The organism is Psychrobacter celer, from assembly GCF_016107555.1.
GTDB classification, from domain to species: Bacteria; Pseudomonadota; Gammaproteobacteria; order Pseudomonadales; family Moraxellaceae; genus Psychrobacter; species Psychrobacter celer.
Window position 1 is genome coordinate 21,611 of record NZ_JABASU010000016.1, and the last position, 26,112, is coordinate 47,722.

At 45.4% G+C, this 26,112-nt stretch carries 19 protein-coding genes; 10 read left to right on the forward strand and 9 right to left on the reverse strand.

Annotation, left to right across the window (positions count from 1 at the left end):
• Nucleotides 1-6 precede the first annotated feature (6 nt).
• Complete coding sequence (locus JFC05_RS08495; protein WP_198336566.1) at nt 7-1,083, reverse strand: RNA-guided endonuclease InsQ/TnpB family protein; 1,077 nt, start codon at nt 1,081-1,083, stop codon at nt 7-9.
• 182 nt (nt 1,084-1,265) lie between these two features.
• Entirely contained in the window at nt 1,266-2,852 is a 1,587-nt protein-coding gene (locus tag JFC05_RS08500) for an isocitrate lyase (RefSeq protein WP_198336567.1), read from the reverse strand.
• A gap of 814 nt (nt 2,853-3,666) precedes the next feature.
• Between JFC05_RS08500 and JFC05_RS08505 the strand changes: the two genes are divergently transcribed.
• Both JFC05_RS08505 and JFC05_RS08510 read left to right on the forward strand, forming a co-directional pair.
• Entirely contained in the window at nt 3,667-4,656 is a 990-nt protein-coding gene (locus JFC05_RS08505; RefSeq protein ID WP_075100589.1) for a LysR family transcriptional regulator, read from the forward strand.
• A gap of 386 nt (nt 4,657-5,042) precedes the next feature.
• The gene (locus tag JFC05_RS08510; protein WP_198336568.1) at nt 5,043-6,422 is read left to right on the forward strand and encodes an NAD-dependent succinate-semialdehyde dehydrogenase; all 1,380 of its coding nucleotides are present in this window, start codon (nt 5,043-5,045) and stop codon (nt 6,420-6,422) included.
• Between the two features lie 99 nt (nt 6,423-6,521).
• On the opposite strand, the gene purN is transcribed toward JFC05_RS08510, so the two are convergent.
• Entirely contained in the window at nt 6,522-7,205 is a 684-nt protein-coding gene (gene purN, locus JFC05_RS08515) for a phosphoribosylglycinamide formyltransferase (RefSeq protein ID WP_198336569.1), read from the reverse strand.
• Nucleotides 7,205-8,254, reverse strand: a complete 1,050-nt coding sequence (gene purM / locus JFC05_RS08520; protein ID WP_198336570.1) for a phosphoribosylformylglycinamidine cyclo-ligase — start codon at nt 8,252-8,254, stop codon at nt 7,205-7,207. Before purM ends, purN begins: the two co-directional genes overlap by 1 nt.
• Nucleotides 8,255-8,666: 412 nt before the next feature.
• On the opposite strand from purM, the gene JFC05_RS08525 reads away from it, so the two are divergent.
• From JFC05_RS08525 to JFC05_RS08535, 3 genes are all read left to right on the forward strand, one after another.
• Nucleotides 8,667-9,773, forward strand: coding sequence for an AI-2E family transporter (locus JFC05_RS08525; protein ID WP_198336571.1), 1,107 nt, complete (start codon nt 8,667-8,669; stop codon nt 9,771-9,773).
• Nucleotides 9,774-10,087: 314 nt separating this feature from the next.
• Complete coding sequence (gene hda / locus JFC05_RS08530; RefSeq protein ID WP_075100594.1) at nt 10,088-10,891, forward strand: DnaA regulatory inactivator Hda; 804 nt, start codon at nt 10,088-10,090, stop codon at nt 10,889-10,891.
• Between the two features lie 190 nt (nt 10,892-11,081).
• Nucleotides 11,082-11,783, forward strand: coding sequence for a DUF2057 family protein (locus JFC05_RS08535; protein WP_192995800.1), 702 nt, complete (start codon nt 11,082-11,084; stop codon nt 11,781-11,783).
• A gap of 119 nt (nt 11,784-11,902) precedes the next feature.
• Here the strand turns inward: JFC05_RS08535 and JFC05_RS08540 are convergent, their stop codons facing one another.
• The gene (locus tag JFC05_RS08540) at nt 11,903-12,382 is read right to left on the reverse strand and encodes a Dps family protein (RefSeq protein WP_105243933.1); all 480 of its coding nucleotides are present in this window, start codon (nt 12,380-12,382) and stop codon (nt 11,903-11,905) included.
• A 486-nt stretch (nt 12,383-12,868) separates the two neighbouring features.
• Nucleotides 12,869-13,528: a YcxB family protein gene (locus JFC05_RS08545; protein WP_198336572.1), complete on the reverse strand. Its 660-nt coding sequence runs from the start codon at nt 13,526-13,528 to the stop codon at nt 12,869-12,871.
• A gap of 583 nt (nt 13,529-14,111) precedes the next feature.
• Here JFC05_RS08545 and serS point away from each other — a divergent pair.
• The 4 genes from serS (at nt 14,112) to JFC05_RS08565 (ending at nt 20,480) form a co-directional block, all read left to right on the forward strand.
• Nucleotides 14,112-15,398, forward strand: coding sequence for a serine--tRNA ligase (gene serS, locus JFC05_RS08550; protein WP_198336573.1), 1,287 nt, complete (start codon nt 14,112-14,114; stop codon nt 15,396-15,398).
• 293 nt (nt 15,399-15,691) lie between these two features.
• Nucleotides 15,692-17,689 (forward strand): transketolase, encoded by a 1,998-nt coding sequence (gene tkt / locus JFC05_RS08555; RefSeq protein ID WP_198336574.1) that lies wholly within the window; start codon nt 15,692-15,694, stop codon nt 17,687-17,689.
• 342 nt (nt 17,690-18,031) lie between these two features.
• Nucleotides 18,032-18,874 (forward strand): hypothetical protein, encoded by an 843-nt coding sequence (locus JFC05_RS08560; protein ID WP_198336575.1) that lies wholly within the window; start codon nt 18,032-18,034, stop codon nt 18,872-18,874.
• Nucleotides 18,875-19,484: 610 nt separating this feature from the next.
• Complete coding sequence (locus tag JFC05_RS08565) at nt 19,485-20,480, forward strand: NERD domain-containing protein (protein WP_198336576.1); 996 nt, start codon at nt 19,485-19,487, stop codon at nt 20,478-20,480.
• 3 nt (nt 20,481-20,483) lie between these two features.
• On the opposite strand, the gene JFC05_RS08570 is transcribed toward JFC05_RS08565, so the two are convergent.
• The 3 genes from JFC05_RS08570 to exaC all read right to left on the reverse strand — a co-directional run bounded on the left by JFC05_RS08570 (nt 20,484) and on the right by exaC (nt 23,858).
• Nucleotides 20,484-20,831, reverse strand: a complete 348-nt coding sequence (locus JFC05_RS08570) for a DUF779 domain-containing protein (protein ID WP_244658192.1) — start codon at nt 20,829-20,831, stop codon at nt 20,484-20,486.
• Nucleotides 20,832-21,205: 374 nt separating this feature from the next.
• Nucleotides 21,206-22,234, reverse strand: a complete 1,029-nt coding sequence (gene adhP, locus JFC05_RS08575; RefSeq protein ID WP_198336577.1) for an alcohol dehydrogenase AdhP — start codon at nt 22,232-22,234, stop codon at nt 21,206-21,208.
• Nucleotides 22,235-22,331: 97 nt separating this feature from the next.
• Nucleotides 22,332-23,858, reverse strand: coding sequence for an acetaldehyde dehydrogenase ExaC (gene exaC, locus JFC05_RS08580; RefSeq protein WP_198336578.1), 1,527 nt, complete (start codon nt 23,856-23,858; stop codon nt 22,332-22,334).
• Nucleotides 23,859-24,142: 284 nt separating this feature from the next.
• On the opposite strand from exaC, the gene JFC05_RS08585 reads away from it, so the two are divergent.
• Nucleotides 24,143-26,056, forward strand: a complete 1,914-nt coding sequence (locus JFC05_RS08585; RefSeq protein WP_198336579.1) for an AAA family ATPase — start codon at nt 24,143-24,145, stop codon at nt 26,054-26,056.
• The last annotated feature ends 56 nt before the right edge of the window (nt 26,057-26,112 follow it).

Below are 26,112 nucleotides of genomic sequence, written 5' to 3' on the forward strand. Positions count from 1 at the left end.
TTCCTACTAAAGACGGCCAAGCCCGACCGCGAGAATGTTTTTTGCTCCATTAACATCTCTGTTATGGGTCGTTTTACAAGAACGACAAAACCACTCTCTTATACCAAGACCTGATCTACCTTTCGGACTGTCTTGGCGAGAGCCGCAACACGAGCAGGTTTGGGTGCTGTACGCTTCATTGACTTCGATATAGTGGCAACCTGCGTTCGCGCATTTATAATCCAGTTGCCGCTTAATCTCAAACCAACCAGCATCATAGACGGATTTGGCCAGTTTGGATGAAGTGAATAATGTTGATTTAATCTTTCCAACAACGATTAGGCTGTTGGCCTTGATAAGCTTTGATGTGAATTTATGAATCAAATCTTGACGGGTGTTTTTAATCTTGGCGTGAATGGCACGGACCCGTTTTTTATTCTTGGCTCTTTGGGCAATTGCCAGTTTTTCGGCGTATTGATGGGTCAGCTTAGTGGTTAGAACATCACCATCACTACTGACTGCTGAATCCTTACAGCCTAAATCAACACCGACTTGGCCAGTACCACACTTAATCTTTGGAAAGTCTTTAACGGTGACACAGGCGTACCAGTGACCACGATTGTCTTGTACTAATTCGCAAGTGTTGATGTTGTAGAGGGCTAAATTGTAGCTATCCCACAGATCAATGATCAGCTTTTGGCGGTTAGCAAGGCTTAGCTGAATAGTAGATTTAAGGCTTTTCTTGCCTGACTGACGGGTTGCTAGGTGCTTAATGGCGGTCTTTTTAAAGGGAATCCAGCCCAAACTTCTTCTCTTGGCCTTTGGGTTGTTGGTGCGCCAGTTGAGTTTGGCTTTTTTAAACTGTTTACGAGCCTTGGCATGGGTTTCAGAGATGGCTTGTAGGGTTTGGCTGTGCAAGTTTAAATACTCGCCACTGCCTTTGGTATAAGCGGCCAAGTCATAAGCTGAAAAGAATTTGCCTGTGCGCTGTAAATGTTTAAAACTTAGCTCATTAACGTAATTCCAGACAAAGTTAACCGACCCAGCCAAGATATTGAGCTGAGTGGCGTGTTTGTCTTTGATGCGTAGCTTGAGCGTTTTCATGGAATAATTATGATCTCAATGGGTTTGGTTATCAAGGCAATCTAAATCTTAGGTGACAACGGCTGACGCCTGATATCCACGCCCTAGAAGGATGTGGTTTTATGGCGCTGGATGATAAAAAAGCCGCCCTACAGTATGTAGGACGGCTTTTTGTATCAGCTATACTTAAAAGTAGTCGATGATTAGAACTGGTTCATGGTGTTCTTTTCGCCGCCAGCTTTTAGCGCGTTGTCACCTGAGAAGATCTCTTTGTGATCATCGCCTAAGTCAGAGCCCGCCATGGCTTGGTGCTTAACACAAGAGATACCTTCGCGGATTTCTTTGCGCTGTACGCCAGCTGCATAAGCAAGCATGCCTTCTTCACCAAAGTAGCCTTTAGCAAGCTCATGTACGCTAAGCGCTGTGGTGTGGTAAGTTGGCAGGGTGATCAAGTGATGGAAGACACCTGCTTCACGTGATGCATCACGCTGGAAGTTTTGTGCAGCAACGTCAGCGGCAGCGTCAAGCTCAGTGCCGTCGTAATCGCTACTCATCAAGTTATCCTTGTCATAGCTTGATACGTCTTTGCCTTCTTCTTCCCACTGAGCGATTATTTGCTTACGGAAGTTTAGCGTCCAGTTGAATGATGGGCTGTTGTTGTATACGAGCTTGGCTTTTGGCTGCTGCTCTTTGATGCGATCTACCATTGATTTGATGTGGGCAACATCTGGCGTTGGTGTTTCGATCCATAGTAGGTCAGCACCGTTTTCAAGCGCAGTCACACAGTCAAGCACAACGCGGTCGATGTTAGTGTCTTCACGGAACTGGTATAGGCCGTTAGCCAGACGTACTGGACGTACTAGTTTGCCGTTATGCTTAAGTAGGCTATCGTTCTCATTTGCGTCTTCAATGCTTATTTCTTCCATTTCTAGGAAGTCGATGTACTGAGAAGCAAGGTCGCCTGGCTCCTGTGATACTGGGATTTTTTGCGTCAACGATGCGCCTTCAGAGTCAGTACGAGCAACGATAACACCGTCTTCGACACCAAGCTCTAAGAATGCGTAACGAATGGCATTGATTTTGGCGATGTAGTCTTCGTGCGGTACAGTGACTTTACCTGCTTGGTGACCACATTGCTTGGCATCAGATACTTGGTTTTCGATCTGAATGGCACAAGCACCGGCTTCGATCATTTGCTTGGTTAGCAAGTAAGTCGCTTCTTCGTTACCAAAACCTGCGTCGATATCGGCGATGATTGGCACAACATGTGAGTCGAAGTTTTCGATTTTCTCTAAGATAGCTGAGGTATCTTGACCTGCTTCTTCAGCTGCGTTTAGCTCACGGAAGTAGTCGTTTAGTACTTTAGCATCGGCTTGACGCAAGAACGTGTAGATCTCTTCGATTAGCTTTGGCACAGATGTTTTTTCGTGCATAGATTGGTCAGGTAGTGGACCAAACTCAGAGCGTAGGGCGGCTACCATCCAGCCTGATAGATAGATGTAGGTTTTAGATGTGGTGCCAAAGTATTTTTTCTTCGCGTACATCGTTTGCTGTGCAACAAAACCGTGCCAAGCACCTAAAGACTGTGTGTATTGAGACGTATCGTTGTCATAGTCTTCCATGTCTTGACGCATGATTTTTGCAGTATATTTGGCGATATCCAAACCGGTTTTAAAACGGTTTTGCATCATCATACGTGCCGCATCAGTCTCGCTGATATTCTGCCAGTTACCGTGCTTTTGCTTTAATTCACGTACTAAGTCGATCGCTGATTTATATGCAGTTGACATCTATAGTCTCCTTGGTGGGGTGTAAAAAAAACGAAAAATTCCGTGTTAAAATAACGCTAATGGTGTCTGACCAGATAAGCGCATCGTGATGCTTTATTTGAGTGTTATCGGCGGCTTATCAGAGCAGAGACCATCATCAGTCATCCGTTCGAGCATCTGTTCAAGCCTTAGTTACCCTAAACAAACTTGCTCGTAAATACAAGTAAGCTACTAAACTTGGTCGTCGACAGATGATGGGTAAAATATCGATAACAATGGGGTGTATCCATATATCGCTCAGGGGCTTACGCTAAATTATTAGACACCAGTGTCATCATTGGCGATAAGAGATGTTACAATATTCAATGCCGTACTCGCTGGGTTTGATTGCAATCCATGACCGATATCCTCTGGACAACTGGCCTGCGATTGGGATTTTTATAACGTTGTCGCAGCTATAACTTTCATAAATGTATCTTTTGTCAACGCGGTTTGGCGGCTTGTACGACCGGCTCATCAGAGTCTGATAAACCGGCATCAATAACGCACAAACAGGATGGTTGTGGTCCGTGTTGCAAATCATCTACGGGATTCACTATAACTGCCTTACCAAGATTTATCTAATTTATGATAGTTATCTTTAGTATTTTTATGGGTTATAATGTATAGATAACAGAGGCTTATGACTGGTAGATCGCGTTATCATCAGTGGGCGCTAACGCAAAATATAAAATAAATAGCGATATTAAGCAGTTACAGGCTGATGGTCAGCATAATTGCACAAAAAATGCCGAGCTTACAAAAGGCGTTTATTCAAAAGCCAAGAGAAATATATATGAATTTGCAGCGGGTAGATTTAAATTTATTGGTACATTTAGATGTGTTGTTACGAGAAAAAAACGTCACGCGGGCAGCCGAGCAGCTTGGCATTACCCAGCCTGCCATGAGCAATATTTTGCGGCGGTTGCGCAAGCTGTTTAATGACCCATTATTGGTGCGCTCGTCTGAGGGTATGACGCCAACGGAGCGTGCATTGGAGCTGCAGCCACGTATTCGTGAGATATTGGCTGACTTAACGCAAGTGCTGGAACCACGCACAGAATTCCGTCCTTATAGCACCTCACGCGTGTTTCGTATCATGACCTCAGACTACGCCGAGGCGACGCTGGTGCCAAAACTGGTCAAAGCGCTGCGCTCTGAAGCGCCCAATGTGATTTTGGACTTTTTGACGCCCTCTGATGTCTCCTACCGTGATATGGAGCAGGGCCGTGTGGATTTGGCGATCAACCGCTTTAATGAGATACCGCAGAGTTTTCACCAAGTGCTGGTCTGGCGTGATACCTTCAGTTGTCTGCTGTCCTCTGAAAGCCCTTATGCCAACCGCTTTAATCTAAAAAACTACCTAAAAGCTCAGCACGTTTGGGTATCCAAAACAGGTATGGGGGTCGGGTTTGGGGTCAACCCTGAAAAGTCTGGCGGTCTTGGCTCTATCGATCAAGCATTGCAGCGCTTGGGTCAAAAACGGCAAATCAGCGTTTTTACTCGCCATTATCAGATGCCAGCCATGCTCGCAGCAAATAAAGACTTGATTGCCACTTTGCCGACACGCGTGGCTCGTATGCAGGCCAACAACGACAGTATCATCATGGAAGAGCCGCCATTTTTTATTCCTGAATTTGAGCTGACGATGGCGTGGTCACCACTACTTCAGCACCATCCTGCTCATCGGTGGTTGCGCCAGTTGATCATGCATGTGGCGCGGCAGGTCGTGGCTGAGGAAGAGAATCCGCCACAAAACATACCAGTTATCAATCATTTGTTTTGATTGAATACGTCTTGCCTCTACTTATCAGTCTACTTTCTCAAAACCAGCCATCGGGTTGGTTTTTTGTTTTTAACTCAGTAAATGACCATCGACTGAGTTGAGTACCCATCTTCTAAACCTCTATTAGACAAGAGAGATTAATATCTCAGTGACACTTTTAACATCTTACGCACACTTCTTTATATCTTGTAAACCTACTTGCTGAGCATTTTGATATGATAAATGAGATTTAAGAAAAAAAACAATAAGCAAGGCCTTTGTTAAGTTTTACAACACTATAAAGATGGCTCTATATCATCTTTTAAGTGAGCCGATTGCAAGTCGATCAATACTTTAAAATTGATTCAAATAAACCATTATCATGTATAACAACAAGGACATACATTATGGCAGATATTACGACAGTAAACCCAGCCACGGGCGAAGACATTAAAAATTATGATTATATGACCAACGACGAAGTTAACAAAATTGTTGATGCGTCACATAATGCATTTTTAGAATGGCGTACGGTGAGCCATGAAGAGCGTGGCCGTATCATTCAATCTATCGGTGACAAGCTGATGGAATATAAAGAAGAGCTGTCTCGCCTTATGACCGAAGAGCGCGGTAAGCTCTATGGGCAAAGCCAGCAAGAAGTTGATCTATGTAAAGCAATTTGTGATTACACTGCTGAAAATGGTGTTGCTGCGCTTGCAGATGATGAGCGCGATATCGAAAGCATGAAAAAAGGTATCGTGACTTATCAGCCAATCGGTGTTATCTATGGTATGCAGCCATGGAACTTCCCAGCTTACCAAGTCTTTCGCTATGCCATTGCTAACTTGATGGCAGGTAACAGCGTGCTACTTAAGCATGCAGCAAACGTCACAGGTTCTGGCTTATTGATCGAAAAAATTTTCCACGAGTCTGAACTGCCAAATGATTTATTCCGTACGATTTTGATTGATCATGACCAATCAGAAAAATTGATTGAAAATGACAAAGTACGCGGCGTAACACTCACAGGTAGTGATGATGCTGGTCGTATCGTTGGTCAACAAGCGGCTAAAGCAATCAAAAAATCAGTATTAGAGCTTGGCTCAAATGACGCCTTTATCGTGCTAGAAGACGCCGATATTGAAACCGCTGTAGAAACCTGTACCCAAGCCCGTTTAGTCAATAACGGTGAGACATGTGTAGCAGCGAAACGTTTTATCGTGGTCGATAGCGTCTATGATGAGTTCCGTAAACGCATCGTAGAGAAGTTTGAAGGTACAAAATCTGGCGATCCAATGGATGACAGCTCAGATATCGGTCCATTAGCGCGTAAAGACTTGCAAGAAAAGCTGCATGAGCAGGTTGAAGACAGTGTGAAAAAAGGCGCGACCATTGCCGTCGGTGGTGAGTTGCCAGAAGGCAAGGGCAGTTTTTATCCAGCGACCATTTTAGAAAACGTTGAGAAAGGCCAGCCTGCCTATGACGATGAGCTGTTTGGTCCTGTAGCCTCGCTTATTCGTGCCAAAGACCAAGACGATGCCATGCGCATTGCCAACGACAGCCGTTATGGTCTAGGCGGCGCTATCTTCTCAAAAGATGAAGAAAAAGCGATTCGCTTAGCCAGTGAACAATTCGATACTGGTATGGTCTATATCAATGGTTATGGTCTTGCCAATCCTGCACTGCCATTTGGTGGTGTGAAGAACTCAGGCTATGGTCGCGAGCACGGCGGCTTTGGTATTAAAGAGTTTGTAAACATTAAAGCAGTACACGTATTTGGAAAATAACAGTGAATAACACGTAAAATTGTTAAAGACTAAAAAGAAAAACCCAGCTACTTAATAGCTGGGTTTTTTTGTGTGGGTGAAAATAATATCTTAAAACAACTAAGCGTCAATCAATAGACGTAAGGGCAGGGCAGGCAAAATGCTAGAGGCTTGCTCACTTGGCGTTAATGACACGCCGCCAATAGCGATTTGCAATATCGTCCACGGCAATAAGTGATGCTCCAGCACTTGTACGCGCTTTTGCAAAATATCAGGCGTATCGGTATGACGAATAGGCAAGACCGCTTGGCTTAACACTTGTCCTGCATCCAGCTCGGCGGTGACCACATGGATACTACAGCCGTGCTCACGCTCACCTGAGCAGAGTACACGGGTATGCGTGTCTAGCCCTTTATAAGCGGGAAGTAGCGATGGGTGCAGGTTAATCATCGGTGCAGGCGCGTTATCAATAAAGTCTGCACTCAATACCCGCATAAAGCCTGCCAAAACGACCAAGTCAGGCTGCCACGCTTCAAGCTGTGCGGTGGCGTGCTTTTCAAAGGTTTTGATGCCCATGCGCTTGCCGCTCTCTACGTGCGAGAGTACGGCGACCTCAATGCCCGCGTCTTTGGCGCGGGTGATGGCATAAGCGTCGTCGCGATTACTAATGACACCAACGATTTCAATCGGTAGCGCACCTGCTTGCATGGCGTCTATGAGGACTTGTAGATTACTTCCACTTCCTGATACCAAAACCGCAATGCGTAATGGTTTGACAGGTTGGTTTGTCTTATCAATTGACATTAACGGTACACCACGGCATCGGCTTCACGTTTGACCATTTCGCCAAGTTGCCAAGCGTTTTCACCAGCGTCAGTCAACGTCTTGATCGTTGCTTCAGTTTTGTCTTTAGGAACGACGATGACAAAACCAACGCCGCAGTTAAAGGTGCGGTACATCTCACTTTGCTCAATATTGCCTTGGGTCTGAAGCCAAGTAAACAGCTCTGAGAACTGCCAGCTTGCCGTGTCGATACTCGCAGCCAGATTTTCTGGTAAGACGCGCGGTAGATTGTCGGTCAAGCCGCCGCCGGTGATGTGCGACATGGCATGAAGCGCTGAGCTACCAAGGGTATCCTGCAATGCCTTGATTGCTTTAACATAGATACGAGTAGGGGCCATCAAGGCATCCTGAATAGGTTGACCATCTAGTTGCTCATCGCTAGTAGCCACGTCAATACCGCTAACTTCGATGACTTTACGCAATAGTGAGTAGCCATTTGAGTGCGCGCCACTCGAAGCTAGGGCAATCAGAACATCGCCTTCGGCAACGTTGTCACCAGTCACGACCTCGCTTTCTTCAACCACGCCCACGCAGAATCCAGCGAGGTCATAATCGTCGTCTTGATACATACCTGGCATTTCAGCAGTTTCACCACCGATAAGTGCACAGTTTGCAAGTTTACAACCATCGCCAATACCAGTGACCACAGTCGCCGCGACATCGACGTCCAGCTTGCCTGTCGCATAGTAATCTAAGAAAAACAATGGCTCAGCACCGCATACAAGCAAGTCGTTGACGCACATAGCGACCAAATCGATACCGATGGTGTCGTGACGTTGTAGCTGCAATGCCAATTTAAGTTTGGTGCCGACACCGTCCGTTCCTGATACCAGTAGAGGCGAGGTGTAACCAGTCGGAATACGACAAAGCGCTCCAAAGCCGCCAAGTCCGCCTACAACCTCAGGGCGAGAGGTGGCTTTTGCCACTGATTTAATACGTTGAACCAACGCATCGCCAGCATCAATATCAACGCCAGCATCTTTGTAGCTTAAAGAAGGCTTGTTACTCATGGTCATCTCACAAAATTTATAAGGAATGAAGGTGGGTCAAAAAGCGAGTTGGTTGTGATAACTCTGAAGGTCGTGGGCGCATTATACCCAAAAACCGCCCTGACTCGCAAAGCAACTTGCCACTTATTCGCTATATTTGCATCAGTTTGCGCCAGATCGTTAGTACTTGCCAAAAAACCCTTATCAAACCATAAAACATCATGACTATAGTGAATTGACTAAAAGTGACTGTTGCCTGTGATTGCACCATATGGTTTTGCTGGCATATTACTACTTACAATCATATAAGAAACAAAAAATGACGGATTTTTTGCTGTACTTTGCGATAATAGAACGCAAAATCATTGTCAATCACTGTTTATTATTTTTCATTGTTTACTATTTTCATTAGCCAATCGCAGGGTTACCCACCATGATACACCAAACCATAGATCCTTTTTTTCGGCGCTTATTTATTGTGGCGGCGATGGTGGTGGCGCTTTTTTTATTGTATTTGATGATGCCAGTCATTATTCCGTTTGTTTTTGCTTTTGTACTGGCGTATTTGTTTAATCCGCTGGTCAAGCGCCTATCGAAATATATCAAGCGCTGGGTAGCGATTATCATTGTCTATGCCACCATCACGCTGGGTATGGTGCTGCTGCTTTGGTGGCTGGTACCGACGTTATGGCATCAGTTGCAAGCGGCTTGGGAATATCTGCCAAAGGTGCTAAATTGGTACAATCAAGTCGTGCGTGAATGGTTTGCTAATAACAGCCGTATTCGTTTGCCTGAGCTAGAAGCCAAAGGGTTTTCTGAAACCTTGGTCGACTATATGCAGACGAACTATAAGTTTGCAGATGCCAGTACGATGATGAGTCAAATCATCGCCTCTAGTATGAGTTTTATCAACAATGCAGGTCTTATCGTATTGGTACCGATTTTGACTTTTTATTTTTTATTCAACTGGGATCAGCGGTTGCAGACTTGGAAGATGGCCATACCAGCACCTTATTGCAAAAAAGTGTTACAGGTAGCGCATGAGTGCGACCGTGCATTGATGGCATTTATCAAAGGTCAACTGCTGGTCATGGTACTACTGGGCGCGATATATGCGGTGCAATTGCAGCTTATCGGCCTTGAGCTGGGTCTGATCATCGGGATGGTGGCAGGTATCGCAAGTTTTGTGCCTTACTTGGGGTTTGGTATCGGTTTTATCGCGGCCATTGTCGCCTGTTTGTTTCAGTTTGGGCTAGACTGGACCTATTTGGCATTGATTGTTGGGGCGTTTTTGGTGGGGCAAGCAGCAGAGGGCTATATCCTGCAGCCACTGTTGTTGGGGGATAAGATTGGTCTATCGCCGCTGTGGGTCATCTTTGCAGTATTGGCAGGGGCAAGCTTATTAGGCTTTGTCGGGATGCTGATTGCACTGCCTGTGTCAGCTGTCCTGAATGTGTTGTTTCGCCATTTGTATGATTATTATCGCTCAACCGATCTGTATAAAGGCCACAAGCAACTGACATTGTTTAAGGATCAATGATTCATGTGTCTTAGTGTTTGATTTACCCCGTGGTTATCACCATTTTAAAATGAGAATGCGCCCGAATGATGAGTGATAAAAGTTATAACATGGATTGTATGAACGTAAATGCTGATTGATGCAAGGTAAAGGGTAAAAGACTTGTCAGTCATTTTACAAATATGTTATATATAGGCGCAGTATTCACGGTATTTATCGTTCCTAGGTTGGCTTGGGTCAGCGTTCATAAAAGCACAAGCTACCCAAGCCAGTTTAAAAATATTAGTCGTTTAGCCTTTTTAGTGATTGCGCTACGCAAACCGAGTTGATGATTCATGGCAGAAGCACAGCTAAGTCTCAATCTGGACATTAAGCACGATGCAAGTCTTAGCGATTTTGCAGGTCCTGGTTGGATGTCGATTATTGATGCAGTCAGGCAGCTACATGTCGGCCTGATCGGTCAGTTATACCTGTTTGGCAGTCCTGCGACGGGCAAGTCTCATCTGTTGTCCGCTATTTGTGAGTCGTATATAGAAATGGATAAGACGGCTATCTGCTTGTCGCTCAATGAGCTGATTCATACAGATGTCCATGTCCTCTCGTCGTTAGAAAACTTTGATTTAATCGCCATTGATGATTTGGAGGTGCTAGAGCAAAGCACCCAGTGGCAAGAGGCTTTGTTTCATCTGATTAATCGTAGCCGTGAAGGGCAGCGCCAGCTATTGTTTGCTGCCAACAAACCTGCAAGTGAGTTACCCTTTGGGCTAAGGGACTTGCTGACACGTTTGGCTCAATCGCCGACCTTTAAGGTTCCTAATGGCCATGACTTCGCTGACCGTCAAGCGCTGCTGCAATCTATCTTGCGCCGCCGCGGCTGGCAGTTTGACGACCGTATCATCGATCACTTGCTGACCGACGGACCACACCGTATCGGTGCGATGATGGACGTGCTAAATTATATTCAGCCTATGTTTTCCAATCTTGGTCGCAGCAATATCTCCAAAGCCGTCATCAGTGATGCGCTGCGTACCATCGATGAGCAAACGCTGGCCGCTGAGCTGGCAGATATTGCTCAAGAGACGCAAGTAGATAACAGCACAGCAGAGCAAGACCAACATACCATGCCACTCGACTTTTAGGCGGTGTGTTTCTTACTTCTAATAGGTTTGATTGCTTTTTCTAAGTTTGAATACGCGATAAATAACGGTGTATGTTGTGAGTAACCCCATACGCTGTCATACAAAAAACAACGTTTTTTATCCATTGTTTGTCAACTGTTTGCCAACCCGCTTTATTCTCTAAAACGCCACATGACTACTGGACCCACTTATGAAACCACATGCTTCTTTGTTAAAAAAACTGACCACCAGTGCTTTGCTCATAGGGGCAGGTTCTGTCTCTATGCTATCGCACGCGGCTGTGACGCTGTTGGTCGATGATCATATCAAGGTCACTGCCATCAATGGTCAAGAAGTGCAGCAGAGTGCCTTTCAACCGCTCACAAAGAAGTTTACGTTGCAGCCTGGTACGCATGCGATTACGGCCAAATACGACCGTTTGTACAACTTGCGCCGTGATGAGCACGACTATTTGCGCTCAGGAAATGTCAGTGTGACCGCGCAATTAGCAGACAATCAGACCTATCGTCTGACCATGCCAAATCAGCCAGAAGCGTACGAAGCGGCGAGAGAGTATGCCAAACGTCCGACATTGGCTGTAGAGCAAAATAATACCGTGATCGCCAGCCAGCAAAGTCTCGGCAATCAACAAGGTGGACTGTTCTCAGGCTTGGGTAAAGCCATCGGCGGCGTGTTTGGTGGTGCAGGTGACGCCGAGCTACAAAACCAGCGAGCGATTGCCGCTTTAGAGCAGCCAGCGACTCAGCCGGCCCAGAGTAGTGTCAATACAGGCACCGCGCAACCTGTGCCAGCGGCTGTGCAAACCGATAATACTCTTGATAGCTTTATGCAGTTATGGCTACAGGCGACCCCTGCGGAGCGCGAAAAAATCCGTCAGTGGATTCAAAAATAAGCAGCCTAAGTGTTTTGAACCAAAAAAAAGCACCCATTGGGTGCTTTTTTAATGCTTATGTTTTTTGTACTTATATTTTTAGTGCTTATGTATAAGTATAAGCAGCGTATTTTATAGCCTTAGCCCAAAAATGCATTGTACATCCAGATCAGTTTTTCTTGCTGCTGTACGTATTCATCGACCAAGTCTGCTGTGCCTTGGTCTTCGGCTTTTTCGGCCACTAATGACACGTCGCGCTGCTCTTCGATCAAAGCTTTTAGGCCAGTGACCACACCTTTTACACAAGCGTTGCCATCTTTGACGTTTTTGTCTTCAGAGATGCTGGTGTGCTGAGCAAAGTCGCTATAAGCGTGTAGTGGCGTACCGCCTAATGTCAAGATACGCTCAGCGATCTCGTCGATCTCTACTTGTAGGCTGGTATATAGCTCTTCAAACTGTGGGTGCAAAGTAAAGAAGTGCTCGCCCTTGACGTTCCAATGATAACCACGGACGTTGATATAAAACATATGATAGCTTGATAGTAAGTCGTTTAGCTTGCTGATGACTTCGCTCATGTCTGCTTTTTCTAGGCCAATCTGGTTGGTTGCATTATTACTCATGATATTATCCTTATAGTTTGAGTGTTCAATAAAAAGTCGTATTAAAAGCCTAGTAGCGTATCTAATCTTGAGTCACCAAAAAGATGACCAAAAACCACTAAAAAGCTTGATAATAAAGAAGACTAAGAGTGTAGCAAGTCATAGGCTACGTGGCTATGCTCATTCATATAATATAGCCGTTTTACCAAAAAAAATAACAATATAAATGATACGGCGATACTCGTACCACAACATCTATCAGTTGCCTATGAGGCGGCCGATAGCCAGTATCATAAGCAAAGGTATCTGCTATCAAAAGTAGGTACCGGCCTCATGCCACCTTTTGGGGACTTCTAAACCCTTTTTTCTTCTACTGGTGACTATCATAGCAAAACATCATGAATAAGTTAAATTCATTAATTTTAACCATGTGATTGATTATTTAGAACTAAGGCGCGCCCTAGAGGTATAGAGCGCTTTTGTATCATAAGCTGCTAAAAAATATGATTAAGCAGGTGGTTGCAAGCTTTCAGGGTTTAAGCCTTTGACAGGTACCACTTCTTGGAGATGCTGACGCACGGTATCGATCGGAAACTTCTGCGCTTGTAGGCGTTTTGGGACGATCTGGCTGCCTTGTTGGCCTTTAACCTCAAACATCATAAAGATGTAATCGTCGGTTTCATCCCAGCTTTTGACAGCAGTCCATGGAATGACGGCTTGCTGAGTTTGGCCTGCACGCATCTGCATGCCGCGCATCTGATTGCTATTAAACATCTCTGGTTGATTGACAGGCATGGCCATCACCAGTCCATGCTTTTGTACGCCCAGCTTCATCTGGCGCATCTCATCGGGCATTTCTTGATCGGCCACTTGTTTTTCAAACTCTCTTTTGACGTACCATTTAAAACCAAAGGTACGCACCAGTACATAAATCACCACGGCCACCAGCATCAACCAAAAAATAATCGTAGAGTAGCCCGTGACAAACACCAAACCTGCAATCGCTAGTATCACGACCACGGCCATGACGACCCATTCTTTGGTCTTAAAACTGGATAAACCAAATGAGGGACTCGCACTGGCAAACAGCTCATACTGTGCTTGATGAAATTCGGCCTCGGTGAGGTTTAAGGCGATGGGTTGGAGCGTGTAAGGGTACAGGGCCATAGAGGTTTCTCAGATACTTGTGTTAACAGCGTTGGGTTTCGATCGCCAAAGCAGGACAGCGTCGCCATACTTGGCTAAAGACAGAAAAAAGACATGCGCTTATCTTACCGAAAAGCGCTCTTAAATGAAACATATAAGCGGTGCGATGGCGGGATTGGTCTTATATTTCTATGGTTGCGCTGTGCGCAGGTGGTATTTACATAAAATAAAAATCACTCCAGCATAACAAGCGCTACGGCGTGAATATAGCATCATTAAAGTCTTGTTAGGGCGTTATCGCGATATCACTGAGAACATCGCCAAAATATAGGCAAAACATGGTCAAATCTGCTGGGTCTTGGTATCATAGCGGCTATTATATATTCTTATAACCAGCATGGCACATCAGGCGGCTTGATATCCATCAGTGCATCATGAAGACAATCATCAGAACCATTTTAGGATAATGGAATGGTCCTTTAACAGGCCATGTAAGTCTATTATCTTAGCGGAATTGGCCTGACAGCATGCTCTGATTGGCTGATCTGATTATCAACACGCCCTATTAAACTTTTACCCACATTTAGCGTTACAGGCGACTATTATGATTGATCCGAAACTCTTACGCGGCGATTTAAGTGATTTACAACAGCAGCTAGCCACTCGCGGCTACGAGCTTGATATGGCTTTTTGGCAAAATATCGAAACCGAGCGTAAATCGCTACAAGTCAAAACCGAAGAGCTGCAATCGCGCCGTAATGCGGGTGCAAAGCAAGTGGGCGTGCTAAAAAAATCAGGCGAAGATGCCAGCGAGCTACTGGCTCAAATGCAAAGCATAAGCGGTGAGATTAAGGCGGCAGAAGATGAGCTGCGCACCTTGCAAGAGCGCATCACACAAGCGGCCATGCAAATCCCTAATATTCCAGCAGCAGAGGTGCCTGTCGGAACGTCAGAGGATGATAATGTCGAAGTGCGCAAATGGGGGACGCCGCGTCAGTTTGATTTTGACATCAAAGACCATACCCATATCGGCGAAACCTTGGGCATGCTAGATTTTGAAGCGGCCACCAAGCTGACCGGTAGTCGTTTTAATGTGCTCAAAGGGCAGCTGGCACAGATGCATCGCGCTTTGATTCAGTTTATGTTGAACACTCATACGGTCAAGTACGGCTATCTTGAGACTTATGTGCCTTATATCGTCAATAGCGAGAGCCTAAAAGGCACCGGTCAACTGCCAAAGTTTGAAGAAGATTTGTTTAAACTGACCAATCATACCAATAACGATGAGATGGATTTTTATCTGATTCCGACTGCAGAAGTGCCGATGACCAACTTGGTACGCGGCGAGCGTTTGGATATCAAAGAGCTGCCATTGAAGTTTACCGCCCATACGCCCTGCTTCCGTAGTGAAGCTGGCTCGCATGGCCGTGATACCCGTGGTCTGATTCGTCAGCATCAGTTTGAAAAAGTCGAAATGGTCAATATCGCTACTAGCGAGCAGTCAGATGATTTGCTTGAGGCGATGACAGGTCAAGCCGAAGATATCTTGCAGCAGCTAAATCTGCCTTATCGGGTGGTACAGCTGTGTACTGGTGATATGGGTTTTGCTGCGCAAAAAACCTACGACATCGAAGTGTGGCTACCAAGCCAAGACACCTATCGTGAAATTTCTAGCTGCTCGAACTGTGGCGACTTTCAGGCGCGCCGTATGGGCACACGAGTCAAAGATGGCAAACAAACCAGTCTTGCTCATACGCTAAACGGCTCAGGCCTTGCTGTCGGCCGTACGCTGCTGGCAGTGATGGAAAACCATCAAAACGCTGACGGTAGTATTAGCATTCCAGAAGTGCTGCGTCCATATATGGGCGGCGCTGAGACCATTTTGGTTTAATGCAGGGATGTTTTTCTAAATTGCCATCTACATTGCTATCTAAGCTGCGGGTCATCAATGGGCTCGCGGTTTTTTGATCCGTGTTGGTTTGAAAAAAAACTGATACAAATGATGATTAAATACAAACGATTCTATCAGCGCATTTTTAGCGTGCCTGATGGCAAATATGTTAATATAGCACTTTGACTTTATCGTCTGTCTGTCGATGATGCGTCAGGCGTTTTTGGCAGACTATCCTCGAGTAAACCCTTCTCTTATGCTCCACATTTCTGATTCGAATATTAGGACACTCTATGCCAGCTCCAATTAGCGAACGTAAACTAGCCAATGCCATCCGTGTACTGTCGTTTGATGCGGTTCAAAAAGCCAACTCAGGGCACCCGGGCGCGCCGATGGGCATGGCCGATATTGCCGAGGTTTTGTGGCGTAAATTTTTAAAGCACAACCCTGCCGATCCTAACTGGCACAACCGCGACCGTTTTGTCTTATCAAATGGTCATGGCTCGATGCTGATTTATGCATTGCTACATTTGACTGGTTATGACGTCAGTGTCGATGACCTAAAAGGCTTCCGTCAGCTGCATTCAAAAACCCCAGGTCACCCTGAGTATGGCTATACCCCTGGTGTTGAGACGACCACAGGCCCACTCGGCCAAGGTATCGCCAATGCCGTTGGTTTTGCGATTGCCGAAAAAACCCTTGCCGCCCAGTTTAACCGCGACGGCCATAACATCGTCGATCATCATACCTATGCGTTTTTGGGCGACGGTTGCTTAATGGAAGGTATCAGTCATGAAGTGTGTTCACTCGCAGGCACGCTAGGGCTTGGTAAGCTGGTCTTCTTTTATGATGACAATGGCATCTCAATCGATGGTAATGTTGAAGGTTGGTTCACTGATGATACCGAAGCGCGCTTTGAGTCTTACGGCTGGCAAGTTATCAAAGTCGATGGTCATGATACTGATGCGATCACGCAGGCAACTGAGCAAGCGATTGCAGAAACTGCTAAGCCAAGCCTAATTATTTGCAAAACGACTATCGGTGCTGGTAGCCCGAACAAACAAGGTTTAGCGGCTAGCCACGGTGCGCCACTTGGTGATGATGAAATTGCCTTGACTCGTGATGCGCTGTCTTGGAAACATGCCCCATTTGAGCTAGACGATGAAATCTATGAAGCGTGGGATGCCAAAGCCAAAGGCGATGTGCAGCAAAAGAACTGGGATGCTGACTTTGCAGCGTACAAAAAAGCCTACCCAGAGCTGGCAGACGAGCTATTACGCCGCCTAAATGGCGAGTTACCTGCTGACTTTGCTAGCCAAGCAAAAGACTATATTCAGCAAACGCAAGAAGCGGGCGGCGATGTCGCCAGTCGTAAAGCCAGCCAAAATGCGATCAACAGCTTGCAGCCATTATTGCCAGAACTACTAGGCGGCTCAGCAGATTTAGCGGGCTCGAACCTTACGCTATTTAAAGGCGCTAAAGGCATCGAGAAAGATGCTGATGGCAACTATATCTACTACGGCGTGCGCGAGTTCGGTATGACCGCGATTGCCAATGGTATTGCCTTGCATGGCGGCTTTATCCCTTACGTAGCGACGTTTCTAATGTTTATGGAATACGCACGTAACGCCGTGCGTATGGGCGCACTGATGAAGCAGCGCGTCATCCATGTCTATACGCACGACTCGATCGGTCTGGGTGAAGATGGCCCAACGCATCAGCCAGTTGAGCAATTGACTAGCCTACGTACCACGCCAAATCTACGCACATGGCGTCCGTGTGATGCGACTGAATCTGCTAGTGCTTGGGTAGAAGCGATTAAGTCAGAAAACAACCCATCAGCGCTTATCTTTAGCCGTCAAAGCTTGCCACATCAAGCGCGCGATGAGGGCCAAGTCGCGAACATCGCCAAAGGCGGTTACGTACTAGCCAAAGAACAAGGCGAGCTACAAGCCATCATCATCGGCACCGGCTCAGAAGTTGGTCTTGCGATGCAAGCGCACAAGACGCTTAGCGAAAATGGCATTGGCGTGCGTGTGGTCTCTATGCCATGTGCCGAGATCTTTATGGAGCAAGACGCTGATTATCGTGAGTCAGTATTGCCTGCCACTATCCGCGCCCGCGTCGCAGTAGAAGCGGCGCACGTAGACTACTGGTATAAGTTTGTTGGTCTCGATGGCAAAGTCATCGGTATGACCACTTATGGCGAGTCAGCACCAGCCAACGATTTGTATAAAGAGTTTGGTATTACGGCCGACGCTGTGGTTGAAGCGGTAAATAGTTTGGTGTAATAGACCTAACTGAGTTAGTATCGAAGGAGAAGCCATCAGAGAAATCTGGTGGCTTTTTTTATGTGTTTCTAACTCAGAATTTTCAGATGTTAAGAGCTCCTTATTTGGATAAATATAACACGACACTATATGACGTCAATATTAGTTGCTTCACACTATATCGGTAATTCTTTTGCTATCCTATGTACCGTTCAGCGAGTAACGAAATAATGAGCTATCAACACAGGAGTTGCCGTGTTGCTTTGCACATTCTACTCTTATAACTTATGTGGTTTTGGTGACAAGTCTGTTATCATAAACGATATTATCAAAACATAAGTCCATTATTTTAAAGGGTAAAATATGATTGTAAGCTTCTCAACACTTCAGGTATTAGTTGATGGAAATCTAGTTAAAAATAAAGATTTAGATATACTGTTTGATAACTCTGAGCAAAGCTATCAAGATAAAGATACCTATTATTTGTTTGATGAAATTAGAAAGCTGACAGATGATGTGTATTGGTTTTATGCGAAAATCGGTTGTACAACTCCTTACTCAGAAGATGTTGTTGATACTAAAACTTATGAAAGTATGAAAAATCCTAGAGAGATAGATTTATTAGAACCTAACAAACAGTTGTTTTGCTTCTATGACAATAAAACTAAGCTTCTTTTTATAAATAATTTGAATCTAAAAGGAAAAGTTGAAAGTTTTTTTCAAAGAAAACTAGATTCTTTAGAAAAACAAAGTACAGTAAGTGTAAGTAATGTTTTTTCAAATCCAGATAGATTTATTGAAACATTGTCATTAATTAATCAGGTTAAGTTTAAATATAGAGAGGATTTATTTAATACTACGACTCTAGGAGCTTTTGATATGCTTCCTCAACCTAAAGAGTTACTAGGTTTAGCACCTAGTAATGATGTAGAGTATGAGTTAAGTATAAAAATGAAAGAAGCTAACGTAACAAAAGATTTTCTAGAAAAGTTTAGAGAATTAGTAGGAATGCGTAAGGATGGTTTATTTAGGGATTTAGTATGCATAGGAAAAGATAAAAATCATCTGGATACCATCTTTAGGTTAGATAACATGACAAAGAAGATAGATATCAGTGTGAATCAAGATAAAAAGACTAAACTTTTTGATCCTAATGATATAACTAAAGAGTTTCTGAAAAAACTTGAAAGAACGGATTGTTTATGAGGAAAGTACACGTTTACATAGCGTTGGTAATATTTCTTAGCACATTCACTACTAGTTGTATTTTTGAGTTACCTATTACTAATTATACAGCTCAAAATCTTATTACAGCTTTTGCTATATTTTTTGGCTTTTATCTAACTACGATCAGTACATTATTTGGCTCAAAGTATATGAGTCGATTAAAAAAAACAAATCTAGTCATGAAGAAATATACAGACGATATTGTTGTATACAAGTATTTTTTGATATCAGGAAGCTGGTCTCTATTTTCAATAGTTTCCATTCTGATACTTAGCTTTCTGTCTAAACTGAATTCTTATAGTGAAATTGTTGTTTTAGAAAGCTCTAGTATAACGGTATTTCTTGGCTCTATAGTGATAGCTATATCTTCAGTAAATATGTTGTTTGTTTTAATCATATTTAGAATGTTATTAGGAGGTCTGTTGCATGAAAATTATGAAGATTCTTGAATTGAAAATAATACTAAAGGATGAAGGTACTATTTTTCAATATTGAAAATACTATACTATTTAAATAATTGGGTGTAGTCAGGAATCAAATTTTATATAAGTATCGTACTTTCTGATTACTTTAAAATATAAGAGCCATCATGTCCCTAAAATCCAGCTTTAAAGGTTTCTTAGGTGAAACTGTCATCAACGTCGCCATGTGGCTCAAGCTTGAAAAAGACGTGTATCACCGTTTAAATAATATCACCTTGCCATTAGCCAATAGTGGCAGTACGCAAATCGATCATATTATCGTCTCTGTATATGGCATCTTTGTGATTGAAACCAAAAACTACAAAGGTTGGATATACGGTAGCGAGAACCAAAGACAGTGGACACAATCTTTCCCAAATGGAAGTAAGTTCAAATTTCAAAATCCATTGCGCCAGAACTACTTGCACATTAAGACGCTTGCAGATTTATTAGGCTTGGAGCTGAGCTACTTTCATTCAATGATTGCTTTCATCGGTGAGTGCGAGCTAAAAACCCGTGATGAGCTACCCGAACACGTGTTAACAGGTGGTATGGTGTCTTATGTGAAGAAGAAGCAAGATAAAATACTCACCGAAGACGAGGTCACATCTATCGTCGAGCAGATCGAGAGCAATAAATTTAGCAAGTCATGGCGCACCAATCGCCAACACAAAGCCTATCTAAAAGACAAGCATAGCAATGCTAGCAAGAATACTGATAACCCCACACCTGAGTCTATAATAAAAGAAACCGTTGATAGAACTATCCTAAAGAGTAGAGAAGTGCATCGATGGTCTGGTCAAACTGAGATTGAATCTAGCGAGTTACCGATCGATAGTTTGAATACTCAGCAGACCATCACACCGCCTACCAGTATGTCGCATGACATGGCCAATAAAGTGTTTCTGACGCCATTTGAGATTGTAGAATCTGAGCCAAAAGTGAATAAACCTGAGATACTTAAAGCGACAGACCATGACGCTAATATCGATCAAGCGCCAACCTGCCCAAGATGCAACGGCGAGATGGTCAAACGTGTGGCGAAAAAAGGCGCACGCAAAGGACAGTCCTTTTATGGGTGCGCGCAGTTTCCTAAATGCCGCGGCGTGGTTAATGTAAGCTAATATCTATTTAGCGGTTTCATCATCGATCGCACACACCTCAGAGCGCACGATAAAGCGCTTGCCCTCGGGTATCTCCAGCGAAAAACTGGCGCCGCGACCATCGACCACATCGATGATAAGATCGGTGTGTTGCCATAGCTGATACTGGGCTTTGCCCATATAAAAAGGACATCCTGCCAGCTTGCCGACCAAAACATCTTGGCCGCCCACGACAAACTCGCCTAGTGGATAACACATGGGTGAGCTGCCATCGCAGCAGCCACCAGACTGATGAAACATCAGCTCGCCATGCTTGGATTTTAGTAAGTCGATCAGTGCTTTACAAGATGGGGTAGCAGTAACTTTCATCATGATGTCCTTATCATTGGTGGTGTGTCTTGACTGAATAAACTGGGTAAATTTTTTAACTATCTGTATAAAATCAGAGGCATGTAAAAAGTCGTATCCTCTTCATTCACACCAAAGATAGCATGCGAGTGAAAACGATACGACTAAGAAGGCTAAATAAAATACAACAAGCCAGTGCTGCACTAAGAGAGAATCGGTATAAAGCAGCACAGCTCTATCATATAGTCAATTCTCAATAAAACAGATACATTATATATCAACGTGGAACTGGTATAAATTTTCCTTGCGTGCTGTGCCTACGCCGCTCGATGCTGCGTAAAATTTATTCCAGTCCCACTGTATCGTTTTTATACTGAACTCACTATACCGTCATGAGCCTACATGCTATAGTCAATGACGATGCGACCTTCGATTTTGCCATCATGCATCCGCGCAAAGATATCATTGATATTTTCAAGTGGCTCAGCCGCGACAGTGGCCTTGACCTTGCCTGCCGCCGCCATGTCTAGCGACTCTTGTAAGTCTAGGCGCGTACCGACGATCGAGCCACGAATGGTAATGCCATTTAGCACGGTATCAAAGATAGAGACAGGGAAGTCGCCTGTTGGTAAGCCGTTACACACCAAGGTGCCGCCGCGGCGGAGCATGCTTAGCGCTTGGTCAAAGGCTTTGGCCGATACCGCTGTCACAAGGGCGCCATGAGCGCCGCCGATCTGCTCTTGGAGATACTCACCAGGATCGGTGTCTTTGGCGTTGACGATGACTTTGGCGCCCAGTTTTTTGGCAAATTCAAGCTTCTCATCGTCGATATCGACCGCCGCGACATTAAGGCCCATGGCAATGGCGTACTGAACGGCCATGTGCCCAAGTCCGCCGATACCTGAGATCACCACCCAATCGCCAGGCTTGGTATCCGTCATTTTAAGACCTTTGTAGACGGTGACACCCGCGCACAGCACCGGGGCAATCTCGATAGAGTCGACGCCTTCAGGGATGATACCGACATAGTTGGCATCGGCCAAGACATACTCAGCAAAACTGCCGTTTACTGAGTAGCCGGAGTTTTCTTGCTGCTCGCAGAGCGTTTCCCAGCCGCCTAAGCAATGCGTACAGTGACCACAGGCAGAGTAGAGCCAAGGCACACCGACGCGGTCACCTTTTTTGACATGGTGGACGTTGTCGCCGACAGCTGTGATCAATCCGACGCCTTCATGGCCTGGGATAAATGGCGGATTTGGTTTGACAGGCCAGTCGCCTTCGACAGCGTGTAAGTCAGTATGGCAGACGCCAGAAGCTTGCATTTTTACCACAATCTGACCGGCACCTGGGGTTGGGATATCTACTTCTTCAATCTGCAAGGGTTGTCCGAACTCATGTAGTACGGCCGCTTTCATTTTATTACTCACGTTGCATTCTCCTTATCGCGGATGGTGAGTTGATAGATGTCATATCTACCAACTCATTACTTTATGGCGGCTGCCATAAAGTGCGTGACAGACAGGCTTAAAAGAAGCCCATCTTTTTGGGACTATAAGAAACCAGCATGTTTTTGGTTTGCTGATAATGGTCGAGCATCATTAGATGGTTTTCGCGGCCGATACCTGATTGTTTGTAGCCACCGAAGGCCGCGTGTGATGGATAAATGTGATAGCAGTTGGTCCAGACGCGGCCCGCTTGGATACCACGGCCAAAGCGATACGCCTTATGTACACTACGAGTCCAGACTCCAGCACCTAGGCCGTATAAGGTATCGTTAGCGATTTTCATGGCTTCGTCATCGTCTTTAAACTTTGTGACGGCAAGTACAGGGCCAAAGATTTCTTCTTGGAACACGCGCATGTCATTGGTGCCCTCAAAGATGGTTGGCTGCACATAATGACCATCGCCCAGCGCGCCATCATGTTTGGCTTGTTCGCCGCCGACCAATACTTTTGCGCCTTCTTGCTTACCGATATCCAGATAAGAGAGGATTTTTTCTAATTGGTCTGAGCTGGCTTGCGCGCCAATCATGGTATCAGTATCTAGCGGGTTGCCCATCTTGATGGCCTTGACGCGCTCGATACAGCGTTGCATAAATTCATCATAAATACTCTCATGTACCAGCGCACGCGACGGACAGGTACAAACCTCGCCTTGATTGAGCGCAAACATCACTAGACCTTCAACGGCTTTGTCTAAGAAATCATCATCTTCATCCATGACATCGGCGAAGAAAATATTAGGGCTTTTGCCGCCTAGCTCCAAGGTGACTGGAATGATGTTTTCACTAGCGTACTGCATGATTAGGCGACCGGTGGTAGTCTCGCCGGTAAAGGCGACTTTATTAATACGCGGATTAGAAGCCAGCGGTTTACCGGCTTCAACGCCAAAACCATTCACTACGTTGAGGACGCCTTTTGGCAAGATATCGGCAATGCCAATGGTCTCTAGCATAAATAGGATAGAGGCGGGGGTTTGCTCGGCAGGTTTTAGGACAATGCAGTTACCCGCAGCGAGAGCCGGAGCCAGTTTCCATACCCCCATCAGAATCGGAAAGTTCCAAGGAATAATTTGACCGACTACGCCTAAAGGCTCATGGAAGTGGTAAGCGACGGTATCTTCATCAATTTGGCTGATACCGCCTTCTTGCGCGCGAATGGCGCTGGCAAAGTAGCGGAAATGATCAATCGCGAGAGGGATATCAGCGGCTAAGGTTTCGCGCACTGCCTTGCCATTCTCATAACACTCAGCAATGGCGATGGCTTCAAGGTTCTCTTCCATCTTGTCGGCGATTTTGAGGAGTAAGTTGGCGCGTTCAGCGACACTGGTTTTGCCCCAAGCGTCTTTGGCAGCATGCGCGGCATCGAGTGCTTTTTCTATATCGGCTTCTTTTGAGCGTGCCACTTGGCAGATAATTTTGCCATCGATGGGGCTTGGGTTGTCAAAGTATTCACCATCGATGGGGGCGACCCACTCACCATTGATGAAGTTGTCGTATTTTTTGCGGAATTGGACGGGACTGTTTTCAGTATTGGGATAGGCGTATAACATGAACGACTCCTTGTTGGGTATTATGATGGTTGAAACATAAATATTTGGCCTTCCTAACCAAGCTATGACTCTATCGTACTGAGCTTTGGCGTTGAGAGATAATGACTTTTTATAATGATATATTCCGTATCGCATAACTTTATGTTATGCGATTGGCGCCTGCTAAAGTGCTTTGTAAAGTGAGTGCAGCTGTTATAATTAAATGGCAGTGCCGCACACTTGGGTGCGATGCAGTGCGGTATTTTTACTCCCTATTTTCTTTTATTACTTATTGGTTTGGATATATGCGTCAATCTTCTGCTCTTAATATTTTAAAAACAGGTCAAAACGTTTTTTTGACTGGATCGGCAGGGTCGGGTAAGACTTATACTCTTAACCAATATATTGATTATTTGCGCGCGCGCCGTGTGCCAGTGGCGGTCACAGCCAGTACGGGCATTGCAGCGACGCACATGAGCGGCACCACCATTCACAGCTGGTCAGGAATAGGCATCAAAGATGAGCTGACGGAGCGCGATTTGAGCAATCTATCGCGCAAGCAGTTTTTGGCAGATCGCCTAAAAGAAACAGCAGTACTTATTATCGATGAGATATCGATGTTGCATGCCAAGCAGCTAAACTTAGTCAATCAAGTGCTCAAACACGTGCGCAAAAACGACAGTGCCTTTGGTGGTATCCAAGTGGTCGTTGCCGGCGACTTTTTTCAGCTGCCACCGATTGGCAGTCGCGGCGAGAGTAACCGCGAAAAGTTCGCTTTTATGTCTGAGGCATGGCTCGATGCCAAGTTTCATATTTGCTATCTGTCTGAGCAGCATCGTCAAGTGAGCGAGGCGGCCAATGGCGGACTGGATTTGGATGACATTCTCAACCAAATTCGCCGCCAAGAAGTCACCTTTGAGGCGATTGCGGCACTAGAGGCAACCTATGATCAAGACGTCGATATCAAGCGCACCCGTCTCTATACCCACAACCTCAACGTCAATAAAATCAATGATAAAGAACTGGCAGCGCTTGAAGGCGAAACCATGCGGTTTGAGGCCACCGCGACAGGTGATAGCAAACTGGTTGAGACGCTCAAAAAGACTGTGCGCACCCAAGATGAGCTGATTCTAAAAGTTGGTGCTAAGGTAATGTTTATCAAAAACAACACTGAGCTTGGCGTCTCGAATGGCACCATGGGTGAGCTGGTTGGCTTTACCGCTGTCAAGATAGACGATGGTAAGGGCAATAGCGAAGCCTTAATTGAAGAAGTCGAGGCAGACGATGACGAAGAGACGGCCAAAAAGACAGATACGTCAGACAAACAGACGGCAAAAACCAAAAAGCCCACCACACAAAAAATGCCTGTAGTGCGGCTAAATTCAGGCCGTGAGGTCGTCGCTGAGACAGAAGAGTGGATCATCGAAGATGAGACAGGGGATGTGCTGGCAAGCTACAGCCAAGTGCCGCTTTGTCTGGCTTGGGCAATTACCATTCACAAATCGCAAGGCATGACCCTAGAGGCTGCAGAGATTGATCTGTCGCGCACGTTTGAGCTGGGCCAAGGCTATGTGGCGCTCTCACGCCTCAAGTCGCTAGCAGGGCTGCAGCTACTTGGCATGAATGAGATGAGTCTGCAGTTAGACCCCCTCGCACGCGGGGCGGACAAGCGGTTTTTGGCGCTCTCCGAGGAGGCGGATGCCAACTATGCCATGCTCAATGAAGAGAGTCTGACACAGGCGCATGACAAGTTTATCTTAAAGTCGGGCGGTACGCTGAATCAATCAGTGATTGATGCCTACGTGGCGCTACAAAAAAAGCGCCGTGAGCAGCAGCAGGCAAAGATTGACAAAAAACAAAAACGCCGCAACCAAGTTGCTGATAAGTCCCAAAGCACCTTGCTGGCAACCAAAACGCTCCTCGAAGAGAGCTTGTCTATCGCTGAAATATCACAAGCGCGCCAGCTGTCGCAATCTACCATCATGCGCCATATTGCAGAGTTAAAATTGCAGGACCCAAGCTTGGCCTGTGACCATCTGCGCCCAGACGATGAGGTGATGACGGCAGTAGGTACCGCTTATATCGCGATCAAAGTCGCCAACAATCCCAATGACTTTAATGATGATGGCAGTGTTAAGCTGCGCCCAGTCTTTGAGCATCTCAAGCAGCGTATCGATTACAACACCATTCGTCTGGCCTTGATTTTTATTACCCCATAGGGCTGGGCGATGATGTGATATCGTCTCAGTGATTTGCCGTGTTTTTTATCTTTATA

Excerpts from the sequence above, each read along its gene's own strand:
- JFC05_RS08495 (WP_198336566.1), bottom strand. The coding sequence starts at position 1,083 with ATGAAAACGCTCAAGCTACGCATCAAAGACAAACACGCCACTCAGCTC.
- JFC05_RS08500 (WP_198336567.1), bottom strand. The coding sequence starts at position 2,852 with ATGTCAACTGCATATAAATCAGCGATCGACTTAGTACGTGAATTAAAG.
- JFC05_RS08505 (WP_075100589.1), top strand. The coding sequence starts at position 3,667 with ATGAATTTGCAGCGGGTAGATTTAAATTTATTGGTACATTTAGATGTG.
- JFC05_RS08510 (WP_198336568.1), top strand. The coding sequence starts at position 5,043 with ATGGCAGATATTACGACAGTAAACCCAGCCACGGGCGAAGACATTAAA.
- purN (WP_198336569.1), bottom strand. The coding sequence starts at position 7,205 with ATGTCAATTGATAAGACAAACCAACCTGTCAAACCATTACGCATTGCG.
- purM (WP_198336570.1), bottom strand. The coding sequence starts at position 8,254 with ATGAGTAACAAGCCTTCTTTAAGCTACAAAGATGCTGGCGTTGATATT.
- JFC05_RS08525 (WP_198336571.1), top strand. The coding sequence starts at position 8,667 with ATGATACACCAAACCATAGATCCTTTTTTTCGGCGCTTATTTATTGTG.
- hda (WP_075100594.1), top strand. The coding sequence starts at position 10,088 with ATGGCAGAAGCACAGCTAAGTCTCAATCTGGACATTAAGCACGATGCA.
- JFC05_RS08535 (WP_192995800.1), top strand. The coding sequence starts at position 11,082 with ATGAAACCACATGCTTCTTTGTTAAAAAAACTGACCACCAGTGCTTTG.
- JFC05_RS08540 (WP_105243933.1), bottom strand. The coding sequence starts at position 12,382 with ATGAGTAATAATGCAACCAACCAGATTGGCCTAGAAAAAGCAGACATG.
- JFC05_RS08545 (WP_198336572.1), bottom strand. The coding sequence starts at position 13,528 with ATGGCCCTGTACCCTTACACGCTCCAACCCATCGCCTTAAACCTCACC.
- serS (WP_198336573.1), top strand. The coding sequence starts at position 14,112 with ATGATTGATCCGAAACTCTTACGCGGCGATTTAAGTGATTTACAACAG.
- tkt (WP_198336574.1), top strand. The coding sequence starts at position 15,692 with ATGCCAGCTCCAATTAGCGAACGTAAACTAGCCAATGCCATCCGTGTA.
- JFC05_RS08560 (WP_198336575.1), top strand. The coding sequence starts at position 18,032 with ATGATTGTAAGCTTCTCAACACTTCAGGTATTAGTTGATGGAAATCTA.
- JFC05_RS08565 (WP_198336576.1), top strand. The coding sequence starts at position 19,485 with ATGTCCCTAAAATCCAGCTTTAAAGGTTTCTTAGGTGAAACTGTCATC.
- JFC05_RS08570 (WP_244658192.1), bottom strand. The coding sequence starts at position 20,831 with ATGATGAAAGTTACTGCTACCCCATCTTGTAAAGCACTGATCGACTTA.
- exaC (WP_198336578.1), bottom strand. The coding sequence starts at position 23,858 with ATGTTATACGCCTATCCCAATACTGAAAACAGTCCCGTCCAATTCCGC.
- JFC05_RS08585 (WP_198336579.1), top strand. The coding sequence starts at position 24,143 with ATGCGTCAATCTTCTGCTCTTAATATTTTAAAAACAGGTCAAAACGTT.